Genomic DNA, 21,480 nt, shown 5'->3' with positions numbered 1-21,480 from the left:
AGGAGCACCCGAAACTACCACGTGGTCTAAGCCCCCGGAATTTTTGCTATTCCCCCGCCCGGGGGGCAGGCGGAGAAACAGCCGGCTGAAATGGCCCCTGCCCCCATTCGTGAGACCCAGGTCACCGCTCCCACCGGAAAACACAACGAATGCGCGCTCGACTCCTCCTTGGATTGGCCCTCCTCCTCATCCCCTTCGCTGCACCAGCCCAGCAGAAGGCCGCGAACCCGGACTGGGTGGCGCGCAGCAACGCCCACGCGCAGGTGCTGCTGGACACCACCGCCCGCTTCACCCCGGAGCTCGCCTCGGCCTTCGGCATGGCCACCCATGACGACCAGGTGCTCGACCTCGGACCTCGCTTGGGTGAGCGCACCCGCGCCGCCATGGCCAGGGCCCAGGCCGAGCTGGAGAAGCGCCTCGCCACGGAGAAGGACCCGAACGTCCGTCAGGACCTCCTCATCCTGGTGAAGGCGGCGAAGGAGAACATCCAGGGCTCCACGCTCAACGAGCGCTACCTGCTCACCTGGGTCGACGTCCCGGAGGTGGTGTTCCAGAGCATTCAGCAGCTCCTCCAGGAAGAGGTGGCCCCCGAGCGCCGGGCCAAGGCCCTGACCCGCCTCCAGCGCTACACCGGCCTTGCGCCGGGCAGCAAGCCGCTGACCGAGCTGGCCAAGGCGCGCTTCGAGGAGAAGCGCTCCAACCCGAAGCTGCTGGGCCCGGTGAAGCTCGAGGTGGAGCAGTCCCTGGCCAACGCGCGGACCTACGTGAAGGGCATCCGGGAGCTGTTCACGGAGTACAAGATCGCCGATGCCGAGCCCGCCCTGGCCGCGCTCGAGAAGCAGGTCGAGGACTACGTCGCCTGGGAGCGCAAGGTGGTGCTGCCACGGGCACGCGAGGACTTCCGCCTCCCACCGGAGCTCTACGCCTTCGGGCTCCTGCAGTTCGGCATCGACATCCCGCCCGAGCAGCTGATGCGCCGCGCGCAGGTCGAGTACCTCTCGGTCCGCGCGCAGATGCAGGTGCTCGCTCCGCTCGTGGCGAAGGCCCGGGGGCTCGACGCCACCGACTACCGGGACGTCATCCGCCTGTTGAAGAAGGAGCAGCTCGACCGCGATCGGATCGAAGGACACTACCGCGAGGTCATCACGCAGATGGAGCAGCGGATCTCCCAGCACCGCGTGGTGGACCTGCCGAAGCGTCCGATGGTGATGCGCCTGGCCTCGGAGGCCGAGAGCGCCGCCCAGCCCGCGCCGCACATGGACCCGCCCGCGCTGATCAACAACACAGGCGAGCAAGGCCAGTTCGTGCTGCCGCTGGGCAGCCCGGCGAGCAGCGGCAAGGGCGAGGCCTACGACGACTTCACCTTCGCCGCCGCGGCCTGGTCCCTTACCGCGCACGAGGGCCGTCCGGGCCACGAGCTGCAGTTCACCGCCATGGTGGAGCGCGGCGTGTCCCTGGCGCGCAGCATGTTCGCCTTCAACTCCGTCAACGTCGAGGGCTGGGCGCTCTACGCCGAGGCGGAGATGGTCCCCCACGAGCCGCCCGAGGGTCAGCTGATCGCCCTGCAGTTCCGCCTGCTGCGCGCGGCCCGCGCCATGCTCGACCCCATGCTCAACCTGGGTCAGCTCACGCGCGAGCAGGCCGGCCGCGTCCTCACCGAGGAGGTCGTGCTCTCCGCGCCCATGGCCCGGCAGGAGCTGGACCGCTACACCTTCCGCTCTCCGGGCCAGGCCGGGAGCTACTTCTACGGCTACACCCGCATCCTGGAGATGCGCGCCGAGACGGAGCTCGCCCTCGGCGCGAAGTTCGACCGGCTCGCCTTCAACAACTTCCTCCTCGACCAGGGACTGCTGCCGCCGGACCTGCTGGCCAGGGCGGTGCGCGAGGAGTTCGTGCCGGCACAGAAGGCGCGCTAGCCCCGCGGATGGCCATCACGGGCCGCCAGCCGCCACGGTCGAGAGCGCGAGCCGCGTCCCCACGGGTGGCGGTGTGAACCGGATCAGTCCCCCCTCGCTCGAGCGCAGGAACACGAGCGAGGGGTCCTCCAGCGGCACATCGAACTCGAAGCCCAGGCGGGTCGGCCCCCCGGCGTCCGCGGCCAGCACCGTCACCGTCATCCCCTCCAGCGCCACCTTCGCCCCCGTGCCGAGCACGTACTGAGAGCCGCGAACGCTCTGCTCGGCATCACTGGCGAGGAAGTGTCCCTCGGTGAGCTCCAGCTCGATCGAAGCCAGTCCGGTGCGGGTGAAGACGGGGGACATCGGCGCCAACGACAGCGGCCACCAGGAGCGCGGGAACGGCTGGCCCTGCAAGGCCCACATGACGGGGGTGTACAGGGCCACGCCGACGTCCCGGGCATCGAGCACCACCACCCGCTGCGAGGGCAGCCGCGCGAAGTCCACCTCGCGTCCCGCCTTCCGCGCCAGCTCCTCGGTGCTCGAGCCGAGCTGGCGGATCATCATCGCCATCGCGGGCCAGCTCAGGGGCGCGAGCACCAGGTGGAAGAGCGCGAGCACCCCGCCGGTGACGATGGCGCCCCAGCGGCTCCAGCCCCGCTGCTTCCGCGAGCGCCACGCATGCAGCAGCACCACGGACAGCAGCGCCGAGGCCCCCAGGCCCGGCACGAGCAGCACCCGGCTCATGGGCAGGGTGGAGGCCACGGGCAGCAGGGACAGCCCCGCACCGGCGGCGAGCCAGCGGCAGTGCCGGCGCTCCTCCTCGGAGAGGCCGGGCCAGGCCGAGCGCAGCAACAGACCCACCAGCGCGAGCCCCACCAACCCCACGCCCACCAGCACGGGCCGGCTGCCCGCACTGAGTCCCCAGAGATCCACGGGAGCACCCAGCAGCCCGGCGATGAGCGCGGGCACCCGGCCGAGCGCGGCCTCCAGGTAGCGTCCCGGCTCTCCCACCGGATCCAGATACATGGTGGAGCCATGGGCGCCGTACCCGAGCGCCTTGTAGACCCCGAGGTACGCGAGCGCGAGCACCGCCGCGGGAGCCACGGCCCGGAGCCGCTCCGCCACCGTCCCCCGGGCGCCGAGCAGCTCATACGCCAGCAGGTAGGCGAAGACGCCCAGGGCCGTCTCCCCGGCCGTCAGGCTCGCGGCGAGCGCCGCCAGGGACAGGGGCAGGGCCCAGGGCCGCCGGGCCTCGCGCCACTCCAGGTGCAGCCACAGGCCGAGCAGCGCCAGGGTGGCGGCCACCACGGCGTTGCGGTTGGCGATCCACCCCACGGGCATCAGGTGCGCGTCATCCACGGCGAAGAGGAACAGCGCGAGCGCCCCGAGCGCCCCGGGCAGGAAGCGCCGCAGCAGGGTGCCGAAGACGGCCACCAGCCCGAGGTACCAGGCCATCGAGTGCACGTGGTAGCCCAGCGCCTCGCGGCCGAAGAGGCGGTGATCCAGCGCCCCGAGCGCGCTCGCCAGGGGGCGCCAGAAGGCGATCTTCAGATCGGGCAGCGTCCACCAGGGATAGGGGCCCTCCTGCACGATGCGCCGCATGCCCTCGGGGTCTCCCCCGGCGAAGCGGAAGAGATCCAGGGACGAGCCCAGGGGCCACCGGCCCTCGAAGATGAGCAGGTGGATGTAGTCATCCAGGACGAATCCCATCCCCAGCGTGGGCAGGGCCAGCACCAGGGCGGCGAGAAGGGAGAGCCAGAAGGCTCGCGGGAGGTCGGACCAGCGCTTCGAGGTGGGGTCGTTCATGGAGGATATCGCGGGCCCCATGACAACAGCGTCCGGCCCCGGGTTCCAAGAATCGAGAATTCGAGAAGAAGTCCTCGCGGCTGATTTCGCCCGGACAGTTGACGAAGCCCTCAACACGTTGTTCAAGCAGGCACGCTCCTGACAGGTCAGGATGGCGCGCCCCGGAATGGACTCCTCCGCCTCCATCACCCTCGATGACTCGCACTGGCCCCTGCTGGTGGCCAGGTTCGTGGGGGTGCCCTCGCTCCAGCAACAGGACGAGTACTTCCACCAGTTGCGCACCTACCTGCGGCGCAAGGAGAAGTTCGTCGGCATCCTCGACACCCGCGAGGTGCGGATGATGACGGCTGAGCATCGCCGCAACCTGGCTCTGTTCGCCAGGGAACAGGACGCACAGATACGCGCCCAGGTGCTGGGCTGCGCTGCCATCATCACCTCGCCCGTGATGCAGCTGACCGCGAGCATCGTCCTCCACCTCATCCCCATGCCCTTCCCGTACTTCACGACCACCTCCATGTCCGAAGCGGTGCGGTGGACGGCGAAGTGCATGGAGGGCCCGAGGTTCGGTCCGCCCCCGGACACGCACCGCGGAGAAGAACACCCACGAGCCTCCTAGCCGGGCTGGGGAGCAGCGGAGCCCTCGAGCGCCGCTTCGTGAGCAACGCGTCTGACCCGGTACAGTGGCCCGCTCGATGGAACTCCCTCACTCGTCAAGCTTCCGGCATTACGCGGCGCTCGATGGCGTCCGGGGGCTCGCCGTGCTCGCCGTGGTCCTCCACCACGTGACGGCCCGGGTGCCCGGCGGCTTCCTGGGTGTGGACGTGTTCTTCGTGCTCAGCGGCTTCCTCATCACCACGCTGCTGCTCAAGGAACACGCGAGGGACGGTGACGTGGATCTCCGCGCCTTCTACGTGCGCCGCGTGCTGCGGTTGATGCCGGCCTCCCTCTGCGCGCTCCTGCTCGGTGGGCTCGCGGTGGCCTCCATCGGGCCCGACCCCGGGGCCATGCCCTACGTCTACGGCATCGCGGCGGTGCTGCTGTACGCCAGCAATTGGGTGACGGCGTTCGACCCGGATGCCATGGGCATCCTCAGTCACACCTGGTCGCTCTCCATCGAGGAGCAGTTCTACCTGGTGTGGCCCGTCCTCCTCTGGATGCTGCTGCGCTCGCGGGTCTCCTCCGAGGCCCTCCTCGCGGGACTGCTCGCCGTCGCGGGCGCGAGCACCGCCTTCCGGCTCTGGGCCCAGGTGGCGCAGTGGAGCGAGTCCTTCTCCTATATGCACACCGCCGCACGGCTGGATGGTCTGAGCCTGGGCTGCGCCTGCGCGATACTGCTCGACAGGCGGCCGGAGGGCGCGCTCGTCCGCGGACTCTCCCATCCGTTCAGCGCGGTGCTCTCCACGGTGCTGCTCGCGGTGGGGGCCCTCACGGTGCGCCTGGACGCGGGCCTGGGTTGGGTGCTCGCCATCTCACTGGCCAACCTCGCGGCGGCCTCGCTGGTGCTGTTCTCGGTCCGCGCCAGCACCCCCGGCTCACTCCTCGGCCGGCTGCTCTCCTGGCACCCGCTCGTGGTGGTGGGACAGCGTTCCTATGGCCTGTATTTGTACCACCTCATCATCTTGCGCTGGATGCTGCCGCCCCCTGGTGTGCGGCCTCCCGTGTGGCAGCTGGGCGCGGCGCTCCTCGTCACCGCCGTGGTGACGGAGGGCCTCTTCCGCTGGGTCGAGCGCCCCATCCTCGGCCTGCGTTCCACCGTCCTGCGCCTCGTGCGTGCCGGAGCGCGGGGGGTGCCCGAAGCACGGCCCGAGTGAGTCGTGGCCTCCACGCTTGCTCGCGTGGATCTCACATGTACCCACACTCCACGGGGACCTCCACGCGAGAGGTTCACCAGCAGTCATCTGGAGACACATCCAGGGCGACAGGCCCTCGGGTTTTGCTGTTCCGCTGGCTGGAGGGCGGGCAGAGTACCGGCCCCGCTTCACGCAACGCCCCCTGCCCGCGCTCCCCGTTTCCGGCGAAGATGCAGCGCCCGTGATCGATACCGGTACCCTCGTCCTGGATGGCCGCTTCCGTGTGCTCCAACTGCTCGGAGCGGGCGGTATGGGCGAGGTGTATCTCGGCGAGCAGGTGTCGCTGGGACGCAAGGTGGCCATCAAGGTCCTGCACGCGGACCTGATGCTGCACGCGAGCATGATCGAGCGCTTCAAGCGCGAGGCCCGGCTGCTGTCCGCGGTGGAGCACGCGTCGGTGGTGCGCGTCATCGACTACGGCGAGACGGGTGTCGGCGCGTGCCTCGTCATGGAGTACGTGGAGGGCGAGAACCTCTATGACGTGCTCCAGGCCGGAGCCATGGCGCCCTCGCGCGCGCTGCCGCTGCTCTACCAGCTGGCCGAGGGCCTCGCGGCCATCCACGACAAGGGCATCATCCACCGCGACCTGAAGCCGGAGAACGTGCTCCTCACCCGGGGGTTGCGCGGCGAGCAGGCGCGGCTACTGGACTTCGGCATCGCCCGGCTGGTGGAGCCGGACACCGCGAGCAACCTCAGCCAGGTGGGGCTGGTGGTGGGCACGCCGGAGTACCTCTCGCCGGAGCAGGCCACGGGCGCGCCGGTGGACCCGCGCAGCGACCTGTACTCCTTTGGAGTGCTCGCCTACCGCGTGCTCTCCGGACAGCTCCCCTTCCCCGGACCGGGACCCACGCAGTACGTCGCCCAGCACGCCGCCTCGGCGCCCCTTCCCCTCATCGAGGCCGCGCCCACGCTCATGGGCCAACCCGCGCTCGTCGCGCTGGTGATGCAGCTGCTGAACAAGGACCCCGCCCAGCGGCTGCCCAGCGCGAACGCACTGGTGGACATGCTCGGCGCGGTGGCGTCCGTTGGAAGCCAGAGCGGAATGGGTCTGGCGGTGGCGGCCGGCGCGTCCTCCTCCACCTCCCCGAGCATCTCGGACTTCCTCATCCCCGAGCTGCCCACCGAGGGCGGGAGCGGAACGGTCGCCTTCGCCGTGCCCGCCCCGGCGCCAGCGCCGGCCCCGGCCCCCTCCCCCGCCTCGGGCACGGCCGCCTTCGGGGTGCGCGACGTGACCGTGCCCGCCCGTCCCTCGTCCTCCAACCGGCCCTCGTCCTCCAGCGCGCGCACCCGCCCTTCCAAGGCGCCCGCGGCCCTCGCGGCCATCGAAGGCATCTCTCCCTCGCGCGCGCGCACCCGCTCCTCTCCCGAAGCCCTCGAGGCCCTGCCCGCCATGAACCAGGTACGAGGCAGGACCAACGCTCCCGGCCCGAGGCTCACGGACCTGCTGCCCGCCCTCGGCGGCGGGACGCTCACGGGTACCCCGCGCAACCTGACGGTGATGCTCACCGACCTGCAGGGCTACACCGAGCGCACCTCCCGGCAGACGCACGAGCAGAACGCGCGCATGCTGGAGACGCATGACGGGCTGCTGCTGCCCCAGCTGCGCGAGTACGGCGGGAAGCTGGTGCAGAAGCGGGGCGACTCGCTGCTGGCCGTCTTCTCCTCGCCCACCCACGCGGTGCTGTGTGGCATGGCGATGCAGGACCGGCTGTGGCGTCACAACCAGCAGTGCGACCCGGAGGAGCGGCTGCCGGTGCGCATCTGCCTCCACACGGGCGAGGTGCTCGTCACGCGCGACGCGGTGCTGGGCGAGCCGGTGGAGGTGGTGAAGGCGGTGGAGCAGGTGGCCGAGGCGGGCGAGGTCGTCTTCACCGAGTCGGTGAACCTCGCGCGCGGCCGGGTGGAGGGAGACTCCGAGCCGTGCGGCAGCGTGCCCATGCCGGGCAGCGGCGAGCCGCTGCGCCTCCACCGCTGCCGCCGCGCCCCGGAGGGCCTGCCCTTCGGAGGCCAGGACGAGGTGTCCATGCGTCCTCCGCTCACCGAGCAGCTGGCCCCGGTGATGCGGCCGATGCGGGCGGCCTGGAGCCGGCTGGAGCAGGTGGCCCGGCCGGTGGTGGAAAGGCTCGTCGAGCGGGTGGTGGCGCTCGCCCGCGCCTACCCGGGCCAGACGGTGGGCGTGAGCCTGGGCGTGGTGGCGGTGCTGGGCGTCGGCTCGTACGAGGTGGTGCGCCGAGGCAACCCGGTGTACCAGGCGCGCGTGCTGGTGGAAGAGGGCCAGGCGGCGGAGGCGCTGAAGCGTCTGGCGGAAATCCCGGCGGAGGCGAAGAAGGACGGGGCGGTGCCGCAGGTGCGCGCGTGGGCGCTGCACGCGTTGGACCGGCACGAGGAGGAGCACTCGGTGCTGACGGGGCTGGACGCGGAGGCGCGGGAGTCCCTCGAGGACCCGGTGCTGGACGGGCTGGCCGAGGACTTCGGCGAGGACGAGGGGGACAAGGGGCTGCGCAAGCTGCTGTCCACGTTCCCCAAGGAGCGGGTGAAGGAGCACTTCGAGGAGCTGGCCGAGGAGGAGCACTCGCCGAGACAGTGGGGCGCGCTGCGCTACCTGGAGGCGGTGCAAACCACGGCCGGGCTGGACCTGGTGAAGCTGTACTCGGGAGCGCTCGAGTCGAAGAACTGCGGCGTGCGGGCGCGCGCGGCGCGGCGGCTGGCGGGCCTGGGTAATCCGGACGCCCTGCCGGCGCTGGAGCAGCTGAGCAAGCTGCCCCGGGAGAAGTCGGGCCCGAGGAACTGCGGCCAGGACGAGGCGGAGGACGCCGTCAAGACGCTGACGAAGAAGTGAGCGTCCCCGCCCCTCCCGGGCTCATGCCACCTCAGTCATCCCACTTCGCATGGCCCTTCTTCCTGCCGCGGCCATGCCCCCGGCCGTCATCATCGTCATCCCAGTCGTCGCCCCTGGACTTCACCTTCTCGTCCACCTTGAGGAGCGCGCGGGAGTAGGCGTCGTAGTCGAGGTGCAGGTGGCCCCTGGCGCCGGGCGCGAAGGCGCGGAACTTCACCTTCCACACGTCGTGGCCCTTCAGGTGGGCCTCCTTCAGCTCGCACCGGTAGCCGCGCGACTGGCACTGCCCCAGGCCGAGCGACACGGCCTCGTCATAGGACATGGAGCGGGGCGGCGGAGGCGGCGCGGGACTTGGCGCGGGCCGTGGGTAGTGACCCCGGCCGGTATGCAGGACACAACCCGGTGCGAGACTGAGCAATCCAAGAAGCAGGACGATTCGCATGCGCCTCCTGACGCAGGAACGGCGCCCGGCTTCAAACCCACATGGGCACAGGAGTTCCTACAACGGCCCGGGAGCGGCGAAACCGGCGAAGAGCTCCCCGGCCAGCCAGGCGCGCTGGCCGCGAGAGGCGGCCCGCAGGTAGTCGTTGAGGACGGGCCCGTCCTGGCCGATGCGGTGGGTGCGCGGGAAGAAGAGGTTCATCCGCGAGCGGGCGATGCCCTTGCTGCCCCGGTGGATGAAGGTGACGGTGCCATCGGGCTCGAAGCTCTCGACGACGCCGATGTGCGTCATCCCATCGTTGCGCAGGCCGTCGCGGTTGCGGTCGTACGTCTCGCGGAAGAAGACGAGGTCTCCCGGCCGTGGGCGGTGGCGGAGGGCCCCCTGGTCCTGGGCACGGCGGAAGATGGCGGAGACGGCGTTCTCCCCACCGAGGAAGCCATGGCTGACCAGGTCGATGCCGGCCCGCTGGTAGGCGAGCCGCACGAAGCCGGAGCAGTCATCCGGCACGCCGCGCGCCACGCTCCCCAGGCGCTTCACCCCCACGAGCTGCACCGCGCGCTCGACGATGAGGGCCGCGACACCCGAGGGCGTTGCCGCCGCGCCGGGGTGCCAGGTCCGGAGGCTGGCCGACGAGGACACGAGCCGCGCGGCGTCGACGGTGGTGATCAGCGCATGCGCCACTCCCTCCAGCACGGCGGACTCGGCGCCGCCCACGCCCGGCCGGGGAGCGGCCACGGAGCGCGGCTCGGCCGGGAGCGCTGGACGGAGCGCGGGCGCGGTGCCGGCACAGGCGACGAGGAGACACACCGGGACGAGGGCGAGACAGCGCATTCGGGGTTCCCGTGAGGCGAGAGGGAGGGCGGACATTATCCACCTCCAGCGTCGCCTGCACGCTCAACGACCGGACGGGGGGCGTCCGCCTGCCTCCGAGGTGCTCAGCCGGGAGGGCCCGCCGCGGGGAGCCGGAAGGTGAAGGCACTGCCCTTGCCCACCTGGCTCTCCACCGACAGGTCTCCCCCGCACTCCTGGATGATGGTGCGCACCACGGGCAGGCCCAGGCCCGTGCCGCGGCCCGGAGACTTGGTGGTGAACCAAGGCTCGAAGATGCTGGCCAGCGTGTCCTCGGGGATGCCCACGCCGGTGTCCTCCACGCGGCAGCAGACGAGGCCCGCCGCCACGTCCTCGTGGAGGCACACGCACACCTCCGCGGGCCGGTCCCGCACCGGCTCCACCGCGTCGGCGGCGTTGCTCACCAGGTTGAGCAGCACCTGCTCCACCCGCGTCCGGCTCACCTCGAGCCAGAGGGGAGACTCGGGTGCCGAGAGCGACACCTTCACGTGCTTGATGCGGCCCGCCGTGCGCAGCATGGCCAGCGTGCCCGCCACCAGCTCGCGCAGGTCCACCCGCTCCACCCGCGTCTTCCCGGGCCGGCCCAGGTCCATCAGGTGCCGACCGTGCATGGCCACGTGCTCACAGGCCCAGCCCAGCTCCTTCAGCTCCTCCGGATCCGGCGGGATGCCTCTCTCGGCGCACTCGGTGAAGTAGCACCTCAGGCTGTCGAGGACGGTGGAGATGTTGCGCAGCTCGTGCCCCACACCGGCCGCCAGCGTGCCCAACGTCGCCAGCCGCTCCACCTGCAGCAGCTGCCCGCGCGTCCGCTCCAGCTCCGCCTCCAGCATCTCGTGGTAGCGCACGCGCTCTTCCACGTCCGTGGCGATGCCGATGGCGCCGGTGAGCACGCCGGACTCGTCGAACACCGGCGTGTAGTGCGTCTCGTGGTGCATGCCGTCGAACAGGGTGTATTCGGAGAAGGCCTCACCGGCCAGCGCCCGCCGGGCCTGCCGCACGATGTCCGGGTTGTCCCGGTAGTGCTCGAAGATGCTGAGCCCCACCAGTCCCCCCGGCACGAGCCCCAACGACGCCAACCCCCCTCCGTCCGAGAAGGTGAAGACTCCCTGCGCGTCCAGCGCCCAGATGATCATCCGCGCGCCACGCACCGCCGTGCGCAGCCGCATCTCGCTCGTGGCCAGGGCGCGCTGCATGGACTCGCGCTCGCGCACCTGGGCCTTCAGCAGGCGATTGGCCGCCGCCCCCGCCTCGAGCGCCATCTGGAGCTGATCCTGCGCCTCGTGCCGGCTGCTGACGTCGACGAGGATGCCGAGCACGCCGGTGACGCTCCCCCGCTCGTCCCGGAGCGGCACCTTGCTCGTCTGCGTCCAGCGCTGCCAGCCGGTGCTGTCGTGCACGGGCTCCTCGAACTCGGGCAGCGGCTCCCCGGTTCGCAGCACCTCCTGGTCGCACGACCGGTAGAAGTCCGCGTCCCCCGCGCGCCAGGGCAGCTCGTAGTCGGTGAGGCCCACCACCGCGTCGGGGTTCGCCAGGCCGGCGAGCCTGGCGAACGCGGCGTTACACCCGAGGTAGCGGAGATCCTCTCCCTTCCAGAAGATGGGATAGGGCAAGGCGTCCAGGATGCGCCGCAACAGCTCGGCCCCCACGTCCTGGAGTACCGGCATCTGCACGACGGCTTCACGCGACCGCATGGGTCAGCCCTCCCTCTCCGCGCGGCTCTGCGTTTCGGAAGAATACAGGGTCATCGGACGACTTCAGGGCCGGGGCACCTCGGGATGTTGGCCGCCAGACGCCTGGGCATCGTCCCTGCTACGACTAGTGGACGGTTGAAATCCCCCAGAAGGTTGAGCACCACGTGAGACAGGAAAGTGAGCATCTAGCGGTCATGGACGCGCGACGCCCCCAGCCTGAAGGAGCTCCCGAGTCGTGAAGGCCCTGGTCGTTGGCCTGCTCGCGGGCGCGCTCGGGAGTGTCACGGGAGCATGGTTCTCCCGGCGGGGTTCGAGGCGGAGGGAGCCCGGCGCGGCCACCCTCCTGCGCACGGAGGTGGCCGCGGCGCTGGCCCATCCGGGCACCCCACGGGAGATGCTGCAACCGTGCGCGGAGGCGATGGTCCGCCACCTCGGAGTGGCCCTCGCGCGCATCTGGGAGCTGCCTCCCGGCGCGGACACGCTCGAGCTGAAGGCGAGCGCCGGGCTCTACACCCACCTGGATGGAGCCCACGCGCGCATTCCGGTGGGGCAGCTGAAGATTGGACGGATCGCCGAGGAGCGCCGGCCCCACCTCACCAACGACGTGCCGAACGATCCGCGGGTGCCCGGGAAGGAGTGGGCCCGACGCGAGGGACTGGTGTCCTTCGCCGGCTACCCGCTGCTGGCCGAGGGCCGGGTGGTGGGGGTGGTGGCGATGTTCGCGCGCCGCCACCTGGAGGACGACACCCTGGAGGCCATCTCCCTGGTGGCGGACTCCCTGGCCCAGGGTCTCGCGCGCCTGCAGGCCGAGGAGCGCCTGCGGCGGAGCGAGGAGCTCTTCCGGCTGCTGCTCGACTCCACCGGCGAGGCCATCTACGGCATCGACCTGGAGGGGCGGTGCACCTTCGCCAACCGCACCTGCGTGCGGCTGTTGGGCTACCCGGACGCCTCGGCGCTCATCGGGCGCATCATGCACGACGCCATCCACCACACGCACGAGGATGGGAAGCCCTATCCCCGGGAGGAGTGCCTCCTCTACGAGGCGGCCACGCGGGAGGGCACCCACAACGACAACGAGTGGCTGTGGCGCGCGGACGGGACGGGCTTTCCAGCGGAGACCTGGTCCTACCCGGTGTGGCGCGAGAACGGGAACGAGCACGAGCGGCTGGGAGCGGTGGTGACCTTCGTGGACATCACCGAGCGCCGGAAGACGGAGGCGGAGCGGGCGCGGTTGTTGAGCGAGACGCAGGAGGCGGTGCGCCTGCGGGATGAATTCCTGGCCATCGCCTCGCACGAGCTGCGCACACCACTCACGCCGCTGCGGCTGGGGGTGCAGCGCGCCATGCGGCTGCTCCACGGGGAGCGGCCCTCCACCGAGGAGATGCTGGCCCGGCTGACGGTGGCCGAGCGGCAGGTGGTGCGCCTCACGCGGCTGGTGGAGAGCATGTTGGACATGTCGCGGCTGACGCGGGGCACACTGCAACTGGAGTCGGCGCCGTGCGACCTGGGGGAGCTGGTGCGTGAGGTGGAGGAGCGCTCGCGCGAGGTGGTGCGGCAGGCGGGCTGCTCGCTCGACGTGCGGGTGGAGGGGACGGTCGTGGTGCTCGGCGACAGGCTGCGGCTGGAGCAGATGCTGGAGAACCTGCTGTCCAACGCGATGAAGTACGGGGCGGGCAGTCCCATCCACATCCACTGCCGGGCGGAGGAAGGCCGCGCCCTGCTGAGCGTGGAGGACGAGGGCATCGGCATCGCGCCGGAGGACCAGCAGCGCATCTTCGGGCGCTTCGAGCGCGCCGTCCCGGTGCGCAACTACGGCGGCTTCGGGCTGGGGCTCTACATCCTGCGGGAGATCGTCGAGGCCCATGGCGGGAGCGTGTCGGTGGAGAGCGAGCCCGGACGAGGCGCCCGCTTCACCGTGTCGCTCCCCCTGCTGGACGTCCCGGCGTAGCGCCGGGCGCCCGCCTCAGCCCTCCCAGGTGGACATCATCGCGCGCACCCGCTCGTAGCGCTCGAGCAGCTCCGCGCGTTTGGCGGTGAAGAGCACCATGAAGCCCACCACGCCCACTCCGAGCAGGGAGAGGAAGGCGGCGCCCATGCGGTGGTCCCGGATGCCGAAGCGCGCCAGGTTGGCGATGACACACGTCACCAGGAAGGCGCTGCCCAGGTACACGTAGGAGCGGATGCGCAGCGCCATGCCGGCCGCCACGCCCACCAGGCACAGGAAGACGCACAGCAGCATGGCCCGGCCGTCCTGGAACATGAGCGGCTTCCAGGCCCCGGCCACGTAGATGATGGTGATGGCCAGGGCGCGCAGCTTCGCCCGCGTGTCCGGGGTGAGCGCGTCCTGGAAGACGCGCAGCAGCACCAGCAGCGAGAGGCCCGCGGGGATGACGTAATACTGCGGCTCCCCTGCCCCCGTGCCCATCCAGACGAAGAAGAGCGCCGCGTTGAAGGAGCACACCGACACCAGCGAGGACATGCCCCGCTGCGAGGGGTGCGCGGCCAGCGCGGCGAAGTGGGCGGCGTAGCCCACCAGCAGGGCCGCCACGTACAGCGGTTGATGCCATGGCGCGGTGAGCAGGCCCGCCATGGGGAAGAGGAAGGCGCCCCACAACGCGGGCCGGCGGAAGGCGGGCAGGCCCGCGCCCTCGCGCATCACGAAGACGTAGAGGCCGGAGAAGAGCGCCCCGCCCACCAGCGCCGCGAGGCTGTCCGCCGCGCCCAGCCCCGAGACCAGCGCGTGCAGGCGCACCGCCAGGTAGCCGAGCACCAGCGTCCCCTGCGCGAGGAAGGCGGAGGTCTCGTCCTCCTCGCGCACGGCGCGGCGCACCAGCGCGAAGAAGAGCACCGCCAGACACACGCAGTCGATGATCGCCTCGCGCATCACCCCGGCCGCCCCGGGCACCAGCACCAGCCCACCGAGCACCTCCACCAGGGCCACCACGGCGAAGGCATGGCCCACGCCCCGGCGCACGCGCTCGCCCGCGACGGACAGGGCCAGCGTGGCCAGCAGCGCGGAGAGGGCGCCGAAGAGCGGGAGGATGAACTCCGCGCCCCTGCCGGTGGAGAAGATGGCGCCCACGTGCGCCAGCAGCGCGTGCAGCGCCACCAGTGTGGCCACCCACCCCACCACCTCGCGCTCGCGGCGCCGGTACACCACCGCCCAGGCCGACCCGAGACCGAGCAGGAAGCACGCCCCCGTGCCCGGGTGCTTCAAGTCACGCAACATGGCGAGGGACAGCAACGACAGCGCCCAGCCCGCGTGGTGCAGCGCCGCGCCCACGGTGAAGTCGCGCTCGTCCAGCCACGTGCCCACCATGCACAGCACGAGCCCCGTGCCGCTCAGCACCGCGGGTGTCCAGAGGGGCGGCACCAGGGCGACGAGCATCGCGCCCAACAACGCGGTGGCCACGTTGGCCATCCACCGCTCGCGCGCCACCATCAGCACGCCCGAGGCCAGGCCCGTGAGGAGCGCCACCGGGAGGGGCAGCGCGCCCGGCCCCCACTCCACCAGGTGCATCCCCACGGGCACGGCCGTGGCGATGGCTCCCGCCACCCACAGCGGCTCGCTCCACGTCTCGGAGAGTCCCGGCGACAGGCGCGCGGCCAGCCGGATCAGGGCACGCTGGATGTCTCCGTGCTGGCACAGGGCGGACAGCAGCGCGGCGCCGAACCCCACCGCGGCGAAGGTCAACGCCGACTGTGGACCCCAATCGAGGAAGCCGTGCTCCGCCGTCCTGCCCAGCGAGGCACTGGCGAACACGAGCACCGAGGCGGTGAGCATCCAGCTCTGGGACAGGAGGAAGGCCCCCACCAGCAGCACGCCGGCCAGCAGGATGATGGCGCCGGGCGTGGGCGCGTGCAGGACGATGGACCCGGCGGCGAGCGCGAGCGCTCCCCCCACGGTGAGGGGCCGCAGCAGGGAGTCCGGCGGCGTGCGGAGGAAGGCCCACAGCGCACCGGGGACATGGTGCGTGAGGAAGCCGAGCGCCAGCAGCAGCGCGATGGCCACCGGGTGGAGGGGGAAGCAGAAGAGCAGCAGGCCCACCCCGAGCCCCACGCGCACCGAGGGCTTCGGTCCGGGCAGCAGCACGAGGGCGGCCACGAGGAGACCCAGCACCCACGGATCCGCCTGGGTCTCGGGCACCAGCACGACGCCCACGAGCGTCAGCGCACCCTGCATCCACGCGGACAGTTGGCGGGCCAGCGCGTCGTCGGGCCTTCCGAGCAGGAGGAGGCGCGCGGCGGGCAGGTGCTCGGCGGCGCGCACCACCCCGAGCGAGAGGAGCGGCAGCGCGGGCGCCCAGGGCATGGGCAGTTGGGAGATGAGGACGACGCCGAACGCGAGCAGCGGCGCGAAGGCCGCGAAGAGCGGCTGGCGGTTGGCCCGCGTCCACAGCAGCGGCAGCAGCATCGCGCCCGCGAGGACGGGGTAGGCCTCCGCCCCATGGGGGTGAGCGCACGCGACGCCCAGGAACAGCAGGGCGCAGAGGCTGGCCGCGAGCGCGAAGCGGCGCTCCCCGGCGAGCCACCGGAACGCCGTCCGGGAGGACTCGAGCAGGGCGAGGACGCTCAGCAGCGTGGCCACCGCCAGCTGCGCCAGGGCGCCACGCGGGAGGATGTCCACACTGGCGAACACGGTGGCGGTGACGACGCTGACGGAGGGGTGCAGCGCACGAGCGGTGAAGAGGGCCGCGAGCGCTACGCCGAGCATCAGCGGATATGGCTGCGTCCCGTGCGCCTGGATGGCCGCCAGCGAGGGGAAGAGGAGGGCCACGAGGCCCGCGGTGAAGGTGCTCGCGCTGCGTCCCCAGCGCGCGGCGGCTCCCGAGGTGCCGAGGGACCAGAAGATGAAGCAGGTGACGGACAGCGCGGGCGTCATCCACGGCCAGGCGGAGAAGGCGCCCAGGCGAGGCAGGAGCGCGACGCCGGCGAGGATGACGGCGAGCGGGCGCACGATGGGGAAGGTGCGCGAGGTGACGGCGACCGCCGCCGCGGCCAGGAGCACGATGACGCCGAACCAGGGCACCTGGCTGGCGAGGCCCCAGACGAACGCCAGGAGGGCGTACACGATGCCGGGCCAACCGAACAACCGGGCACGGCCGCCGAGCTCGCCCAGGGCGGCGAGCCCCAGCCCGGAGAGGGCGAGAGCCAGGGGAACCAGCGAGGGGTCCACGAGACTGGCGAGCTTGGGCACGACGGCGGCGGCCCCGAGGGCCGCGAGGGCGAGCAGGAAGGGATTGGCGAGGTTCCACGCCACGAGGAGCGCGGCGGTACCGCAGAGCGCCATGCCCACCACACCGGACACACGGGAGCCCACGCCGAGCCCGTAGACGAACCCGACGAAGGAGAGCCACGCCACCGCGACACTGAAGGTGAGACGCGTGGGGCGGGTGCAGACGAGCGACAGTCCGGCGAAGACCAGCGCCACGCCACCGCACAGCAGCGAGGAGCCGGAGGGCCCCAGGAGGAGGACGGAGGAGAACGAGAGGAAGAAGGAGAGCAGGGCTCCGGTGATGGAGAGGTAGAGGCGCTCGAAGAGGAACCCGCTGCCCACGCAGAGGGGAATGAACGCGAGCGCGGCCCAGAAGGCCGGGCGCTGGTCGAGGCCCATGTGCCCGAGGAGGACGAAGACGAGGCTGGCGGCGGCGGTGGAGCGGAGGAGGATCTCGGAGGTCTGCGCGTCCCGCACCGAGGAGGAGCGCTCGGCGCGGGAGCGCAACCACCCGGCGAGGACGACGCCCGCGAGGACGAAGGGCACGGCCGAGAGGGCCCCGAAGTGGAACGGGAGCTTCCCGGACACGGGATACCCCAGCGAGGCCTTGAGCGAGTCGATCAGGGCCCGCACGGCCCCGGGGACGAGCTGCCCGGCGGAGGCATAGGAGAGGTACGCGCCGGCATAGGCGAGGTACAGCCAGCGAACCCGGGAGAGCGCGCCACGGGAGAGCCCGAACACGGTCCAGGTAAAGACGGCCGCGGTGAAGAAGAAGGCCGGGGGCGAGCCCGTGGCGGCGAGCACGAGGCAGGCCACCTGAAGCGAAGCGACGCCCATCGAGAGGGAATCAGCGGCCTCGTCGGGCGGGAGGCGGCGGAAGCCGAGACAGGCGGCGAGGAGGAAGGCGAGGAACGGGGCGTACCCCCCGAAGGAGGGAGCCACCCCGGCGGCGGAGAGCGCGAGGTGCAACCGGACGGAGAACAGCAGCGCCAGGTAGAGGGGGGCGCCGAGGGCGAAGGCGAGCGCCTTGGAGCTCCTGGGCTCGGGGACGCGGTGGCGCGAGAGGACGAAGAAGAGGGCGCAGGGGAGGACATCGAGCCAGAGCGCGTGAGTGCCGAGGCGGGCGAAGAGGGAGGCCAACCCCAACATCAAGGTGGTGCCGATGAGCGCGAGCTGGACGGTGGGCCGGGAGGGAGCGTCGAAGGATTCAGCGGGCTTGCGGACGAGCCAGGCCGCGGCGAGGGACCAGGCGAGGAGCAGGGGGAGCAGGAGGGCGAGGGGGACACCGTCGAGACTGAGGCTGCCGATGGGACCGAGGGCGATGCCGGCGAGGGGTGCGACGGAGGCGCCGATGAGACCGAGGATGCGGCCGGCGCTGGCGAGGGCCTCGCGGCGTGCGAGCAGGGAGCCGCAGATCGAGAAGGCGGCGGAGTAGCCCGCGGTCATGCCGAAGACGACGAGGGAGCGGGAGAAGGAGGTGAGACCGGCCCAACTATCGAAGGCGAGATAAAGGGAGCCGGCGACGATGAGGAAGGCGCCGATGAACCAGCCGATGCTCTCGTAGAGGAAGGGGCGCCAGACGGTGTCCCAGGTGGAGACCTGTTCGACGATGCGAGCGGAGACGGAGCGAACGGGAGGAGCTTCGAAAAGAGGTTCCGTAACGACGGGAGGAAGCACGACTCCCTCTCCCTCCGGGAGAGGGCTGGGGTGAGGGTATGTCGGATCCGAAGTCGACCCCGTGTATGCCCCCTCTCCCTCTGGGAGAGGGCTGGGGTGAGGGTCTACTGGAGCCGGATCAGAGCCCTGTCCGGCCATGAAGGCCGAGACCTCCGCGGCGGCATCGGAGAGCGAGCGGCTCTCGCCCTGGACCTCGAGGATCACCGGAGGAGGCCCCTCCTCTACGGGAGCCGGAGAAGAACCAGGGGCGGCCACGGAGGAAGAGGAAGCCCCCTCGGCGAGCACGGAGAGGAGGATCCGGGCCTGCCGCTCATACCTCTGGGAGAGGTAACTGCGAGCGCCCGTGGGGACATACGAGGGGTCCCAGTGGGCGAGCTCCGCGAGGAGGAAGTGAACGTGGGCGAGCTCTTGTTCCAGGACCTCGCGAGGGCGGGAGGACATGGGCTTGCCGCACGCGGCGCAGGCCAGACCCCCGAGCCGTTCCTGCCGGCAGGACGAGCAATACATGTTGAGAGAAGCCCCCTACAACGACCATGCCGGACGCGAGGCCCAGGGAAATGAGGAACTTGGGGCCACGGGGGTGCTACCCACACGACGCAGTACGCCCGCGCCCATGTGCAGCGTACTGCACAAAGGGACGCGGGCGCACGCGAGGGACCAACGAACCGCCGGGCGTCAGATGACGGCGTCGGTGGCGCGGCGGATGCGGCCCCAGTCGAAGTTGTCGGCGGGGTCGACCTTGCGGCCGGGAGCCACGTCCCTGTGGCCGAGGATGTTCTTCATGGGGACGTTGTACGTCTTGGCGAGGTAGGGGACGAGCTTCTCCAGGGCGCGGTACTGGGCCTCGGTGAAGGGGGTCTTGCCGCTGCCGTCGTTGGTGATCTCGATACCGAGGGAGCGCGCGTTGACGCTGGGGCTGGTGTCGCCGTGAAGCGAGGACTTGCCCGCGTGCCAGGCGGCCATCTTGTCATCGACCAGGTGGTAGATGGTGCCGTCCTTGCCGATGAGGTAGTGCGCGCTGACCGACTTGTCGCCATTGGGCCTGGTCAACGCCCGCAGGTCCCCCTCCACGTTGTTGGAGGCGGTGTGGTGAAGGACGATGGAGTCGATGTCGGCGCCACCGCGCGAGCCGTAGTTGGCGGAGGGGACCCACTTCATGTCCGGCCTGGTGACCTTGCCGGGGGTGGGAGTGGGACCCGGAGCGGGGGTGGGGTTGGAGGAGGGAGGCTTCTGGCCGGCGAGGGCCTTCTCCAGGGCGGCCTTGGTCTTCGGGCCGTACTCACCATCCACGCCCAGCTTCCACGCGGACTGGAACTTCTTCACCGACTCCTCGGTCTTGGGGCCGTAGACGCCCGGGCCGGAGTTCATCTGGGCCTGGGTCATGTAGCCCAGCTTCACCAGGGCCGACTGGAGCTGCTTCACGGGGGCGCCGTTGTCGCCGCGCTCCAGGCCCGCCGCGGGCGCGGTGACGGAGGGAGAGGAGGGCGGCTTGGAGGGCGCGGCGGGGGTGAGGTCCTTGAGCATCGCGGCGCGCGTCTTCGGGCCGTACACGCCGTCGGCCGTCAGCTTGTGCGCGGACTGGAACTTCTTGAGCGAGGCCTCGGTCTGGGGACCGAAGGTCCCCGGCCCGGAGTTCATCTGGGTCTGGGTCATGTAGCCCAGCTTCACCAGGGCCGACTGGAGCTGCTTCACGGCGGGCCCCGAAGCGCCCTTGGACAGGGTACCCGACGGCAGGGAGGGCGCGGACGAGGCGGCGGCGGAGGCGAGGGCGACCTGGGGGCGGGTCGAGGAGGAAACAGTGCTCACGGTCAGCTCCGGGGGAAAACTGAGACGACGACGGAATTATCGCCGGACGAGAGCAGATGTTGCTACCCCCTGGAAATATAGTGCCGGTATGCAGCGCCCCCTGGGCAGGAACGAACGTGATTTCTGGGTCCTCGACAAGCAGACCGAGTTCAACTTCACCCTGGTGGTGCGGCTCTCGGGTCCGCTCGACCCGGAGCAGTTGAAGAAGGCGCTCACGGCGGTGCAGCACCGCCACCCGTTGCTGGGCGTTCGGATCGACGGGGACCCACCCGGATTCCTACCAAGCGTCAATCCCATTCCGCTCCAGGTGCTGGAGCGAGCGGACGATGACCACTGGCGCCGGCGGACGGAAGGAGAGCTGGTCACCCGCATTCCCAGCACCGAGGGCCCCCTGGTGCGCGTGACGCTCCTGAGCTCGCCCCAGGTCCACGAGCTGCTCATCACCTTCCTGCACGCCATCGGGGATGCGCTCTCGGGGATCCACTTCATTCGCGACCTGCTCCAGGCCCTGGGGATGATCCTCGAGGGCCAGCGGCCCGTGCTGGCGCCGCGCCCCGCCTCCGTGCCCCTGGACGCGCTGCTGCCCACCCGCGTGCGGGGACTCGAGGGCGCGCTGAAGGCCGGGTCCTTCGTGGGCCGGATGCTGCCGGGCCTGCTCTCCCGGCCGCGCAAGCTGCCGGGGAACGATGAGGTTCCGCTCGCGCAGCGCGAGGCCCGGATGCTTCCCCACGAGCTCTCCGAAGCCACCTCCGAGAAGTTGCTTCAGCGGGCCCGCGCGGAGGGCTGCACCCTCCACGGCGTGCTGATGGCGACGGCGCTGCGTGCCATCGCCCGCCAGTTCCCGGAGTCCGAGCCCATTTCCCTGGCATGCAGCACGGCCGTGGATCTCCGCTCCCTGCTCCAGGGCGACATCGCCGAGGACATCGGGGTGTTCGTGGCGCCGGTCACCACCTTCCATTCCGTTTCGAAGAGCGCCTCCTTGTGGCCGCTGGCCCGCGAAGCGACGAAGAAGGTGCACCAGGCCCGCGAGCGGGACGTGCTGGTGGCGACAAGACTCCAGGGCGGCATGATGCCGCGGGACATCCGCAAGAGCCTCGAGCTGTTCGCGCACCCCGCCTGGGGAGCCTTCGGCATCACCAACATCAGACGGGTGGAGCTGCCGGAGCGCGTCGGCCCGCTGTCATTGGAGAAGGTCCACTTCGTGACCTGCGCGCGCATGCTGGGGAGCACGCTGGGGCTGGCGGCCTCCAGCTTCCGGGGCCGGATGTTCCTCAACTACGTCTACACACATCCGGTGGCTTCCCCCTCCCAGATTCAAGCCGTGGTGCGAGACGCGGTCGCGGAGCTGCACACGGCGGCCTGAACGCCGCGAGGTTTCTCGTGCCGTGCCCCGGCCGCCAGTACCGT

12 protein-coding genes are annotated in these 21,480 nt (G+C 71.1%); 6 read left to right on the top strand and 6 right to left on the bottom strand.

Annotated features, from left to right (window positions below; all coding sequences use genetic code 11):
• The first annotated feature begins 149 nt into the window (after nucleotides 1-149).
• Complete coding sequence (locus tag NR810_RS32860; protein ID WP_257458388.1) at nucleotides 150-1,916, top strand: DUF885 domain-containing protein; 1,767 nt, start codon at nucleotides 150-152, stop codon at nucleotides 1,914-1,916.
• 15 nt (nucleotides 1,917-1,931) lie between these two features.
• On the opposite strand, the gene NR810_RS32855 is transcribed toward NR810_RS32860, so the two are convergent.
• On the bottom strand, nucleotides 1,932-3,704 hold the full coding sequence (locus tag NR810_RS32855; RefSeq protein ID WP_257458387.1) for a hypothetical protein: 1,773 nt from the start codon (nucleotides 3,702-3,704) through the stop codon (nucleotides 1,932-1,934).
• Nucleotides 3,705-3,870: 166 nt separating this feature from the next.
• Between NR810_RS32855 and NR810_RS32850 the strand changes: the two genes are divergently transcribed.
• From NR810_RS32850 to NR810_RS32840, 3 genes are all read left to right on the top strand, one after another.
• Nucleotides 3,871-4,320: a hypothetical protein gene (locus NR810_RS32850; RefSeq protein WP_257458386.1), complete on the top strand. Its 450-nt coding sequence runs from the start codon at nucleotides 3,871-3,873 to the stop codon at nucleotides 4,318-4,320.
• A 76-nt stretch (nucleotides 4,321-4,396) separates the two neighbouring features.
• Nucleotides 4,397-5,515, top strand: a complete 1,119-nt coding sequence (locus tag NR810_RS32845) for an acyltransferase family protein (RefSeq protein ID WP_257458385.1) — start codon at nucleotides 4,397-4,399, stop codon at nucleotides 5,513-5,515.
• A gap of 220 nt (nucleotides 5,516-5,735) precedes the next feature.
• Nucleotides 5,736-8,393: a protein kinase domain-containing protein gene (locus tag NR810_RS32840; protein ID WP_257458384.1), complete on the top strand. Its 2,658-nt coding sequence runs from the start codon at nucleotides 5,736-5,738 to the stop codon at nucleotides 8,391-8,393.
• 31 nt (nucleotides 8,394-8,424) lie between these two features.
• Here NR810_RS32840 and NR810_RS32835 read toward each other — a convergent pair whose 3' ends face one another.
• From NR810_RS32835 to NR810_RS32825, 3 genes are all read right to left on the bottom strand, one after another.
• Nucleotides 8,425-8,835 carry a hypothetical protein gene (locus NR810_RS32835; protein WP_257458383.1) on the bottom strand — a complete coding sequence of 137 codons (411 nt, stop codon included), beginning with the start codon at nucleotides 8,833-8,835 and terminating at the stop codon, nucleotides 8,425-8,427.
• A gap of 57 nt (nucleotides 8,836-8,892) precedes the next feature.
• The gene (locus NR810_RS32830) at nucleotides 8,893-9,666 is read right to left on the bottom strand and encodes a C40 family peptidase (protein ID WP_257458382.1); all 774 of its coding nucleotides are present in this window, start codon (nucleotides 9,664-9,666) and stop codon (nucleotides 8,893-8,895) included.
• Between the two features lie 104 nt (nucleotides 9,667-9,770).
• Nucleotides 9,771-11,375, bottom strand: coding sequence for a PAS domain-containing sensor histidine kinase (locus NR810_RS32825; protein WP_257458381.1), 1,605 nt, complete (start codon nucleotides 11,373-11,375; stop codon nucleotides 9,771-9,773).
• A gap of 235 nt (nucleotides 11,376-11,610) precedes the next feature.
• Between NR810_RS32825 and NR810_RS32820 the strand changes: the two genes are divergently transcribed.
• Entirely contained in the window at nucleotides 11,611-13,323 is a 1,713-nt protein-coding gene (locus NR810_RS32820) for an ATP-binding protein (RefSeq protein ID WP_257458380.1), read from the top strand.
• Nucleotides 13,324-13,338: 15 nt separating this feature from the next.
• On the opposite strand, the gene NR810_RS32815 is transcribed toward NR810_RS32820, so the two are convergent.
• Entirely contained in the window at nucleotides 13,339-18,267 is a 4,929-nt protein-coding gene (locus tag NR810_RS32815) for a hypothetical protein (protein WP_257458379.1), read from the bottom strand.
• A 675-nt stretch (nucleotides 18,268-18,942) separates the two neighbouring features.
• Complete coding sequence (locus tag NR810_RS52280) at nucleotides 18,943-20,073, bottom strand: peptidoglycan recognition protein family protein (protein ID WP_326522529.1); 1,131 nt, start codon at nucleotides 20,071-20,073, stop codon at nucleotides 18,943-18,945.
• An 88-nt stretch (nucleotides 20,074-20,161) separates the two neighbouring features.
• Between NR810_RS52280 and NR810_RS32795 the strand changes: the two genes are divergently transcribed.
• Nucleotides 20,162-21,436, top strand: coding sequence for a phthiocerol/phthiodiolone dimycocerosyl transferase family protein (locus NR810_RS32795; RefSeq protein WP_257458378.1), 1,275 nt, complete (start codon nucleotides 20,162-20,164; stop codon nucleotides 21,434-21,436).
• Nucleotides 21,437-21,480 lie beyond the last annotated feature (44 nt).

Source organism: Archangium lipolyticum, assembly GCF_024623785.1.
In the GTDB taxonomy this organism is placed as follows: Bacteria; Myxococcota; Myxococcia; order Myxococcales; family Myxococcaceae; genus Archangium; species Archangium lipolyticum.
The sequence above is the reverse complement of the archived record's forward strand: the minus strand, read 5'-3'. Positions and strand labels throughout refer to the sequence as shown.

Bases quoted from the DNA above. Each gene is read 5' to 3' on its own strand.
- NR810_RS32845 (WP_257458385.1), top strand. From the start codon at position 4,397: ATGGAACTCCCTCACTCGTCAAGCTTCCGGCATTACGCGGCGCTCGAT.
- NR810_RS32855 (WP_257458387.1), bottom strand. From the start codon at position 3,704: ATGAACGACCCCACCTCGAAGCGCTGGTCCGACCTCCCGCGAGCCTTC.
- NR810_RS32825 (WP_257458381.1), bottom strand. From the start codon at position 11,375: ATGCGGTCGCGTGAAGCCGTCGTGCAGATGCCGGTACTCCAGGACGTG.
- NR810_RS32830 (WP_257458382.1), bottom strand. From the start codon at position 9,666: ATGCGCTGTCTCGCCCTCGTCCCGGTGTGTCTCCTCGTCGCCTGTGCC.
- NR810_RS32835 (WP_257458383.1), bottom strand. From the start codon at position 8,835: ATGCGAATCGTCCTGCTTCTTGGATTGCTCAGTCTCGCACCGGGTTGT.
- NR810_RS32860 (WP_257458388.1), top strand. From the start codon at position 150: ATGCGCGCTCGACTCCTCCTTGGATTGGCCCTCCTCCTCATCCCCTTC.
- NR810_RS32850 (WP_257458386.1), top strand. From the start codon at position 3,871: ATGGACTCCTCCGCCTCCATCACCCTCGATGACTCGCACTGGCCCCTG.
- NR810_RS32795 (WP_257458378.1), top strand. From the start codon at position 20,162: ATGCAGCGCCCCCTGGGCAGGAACGAACGTGATTTCTGGGTCCTCGAC.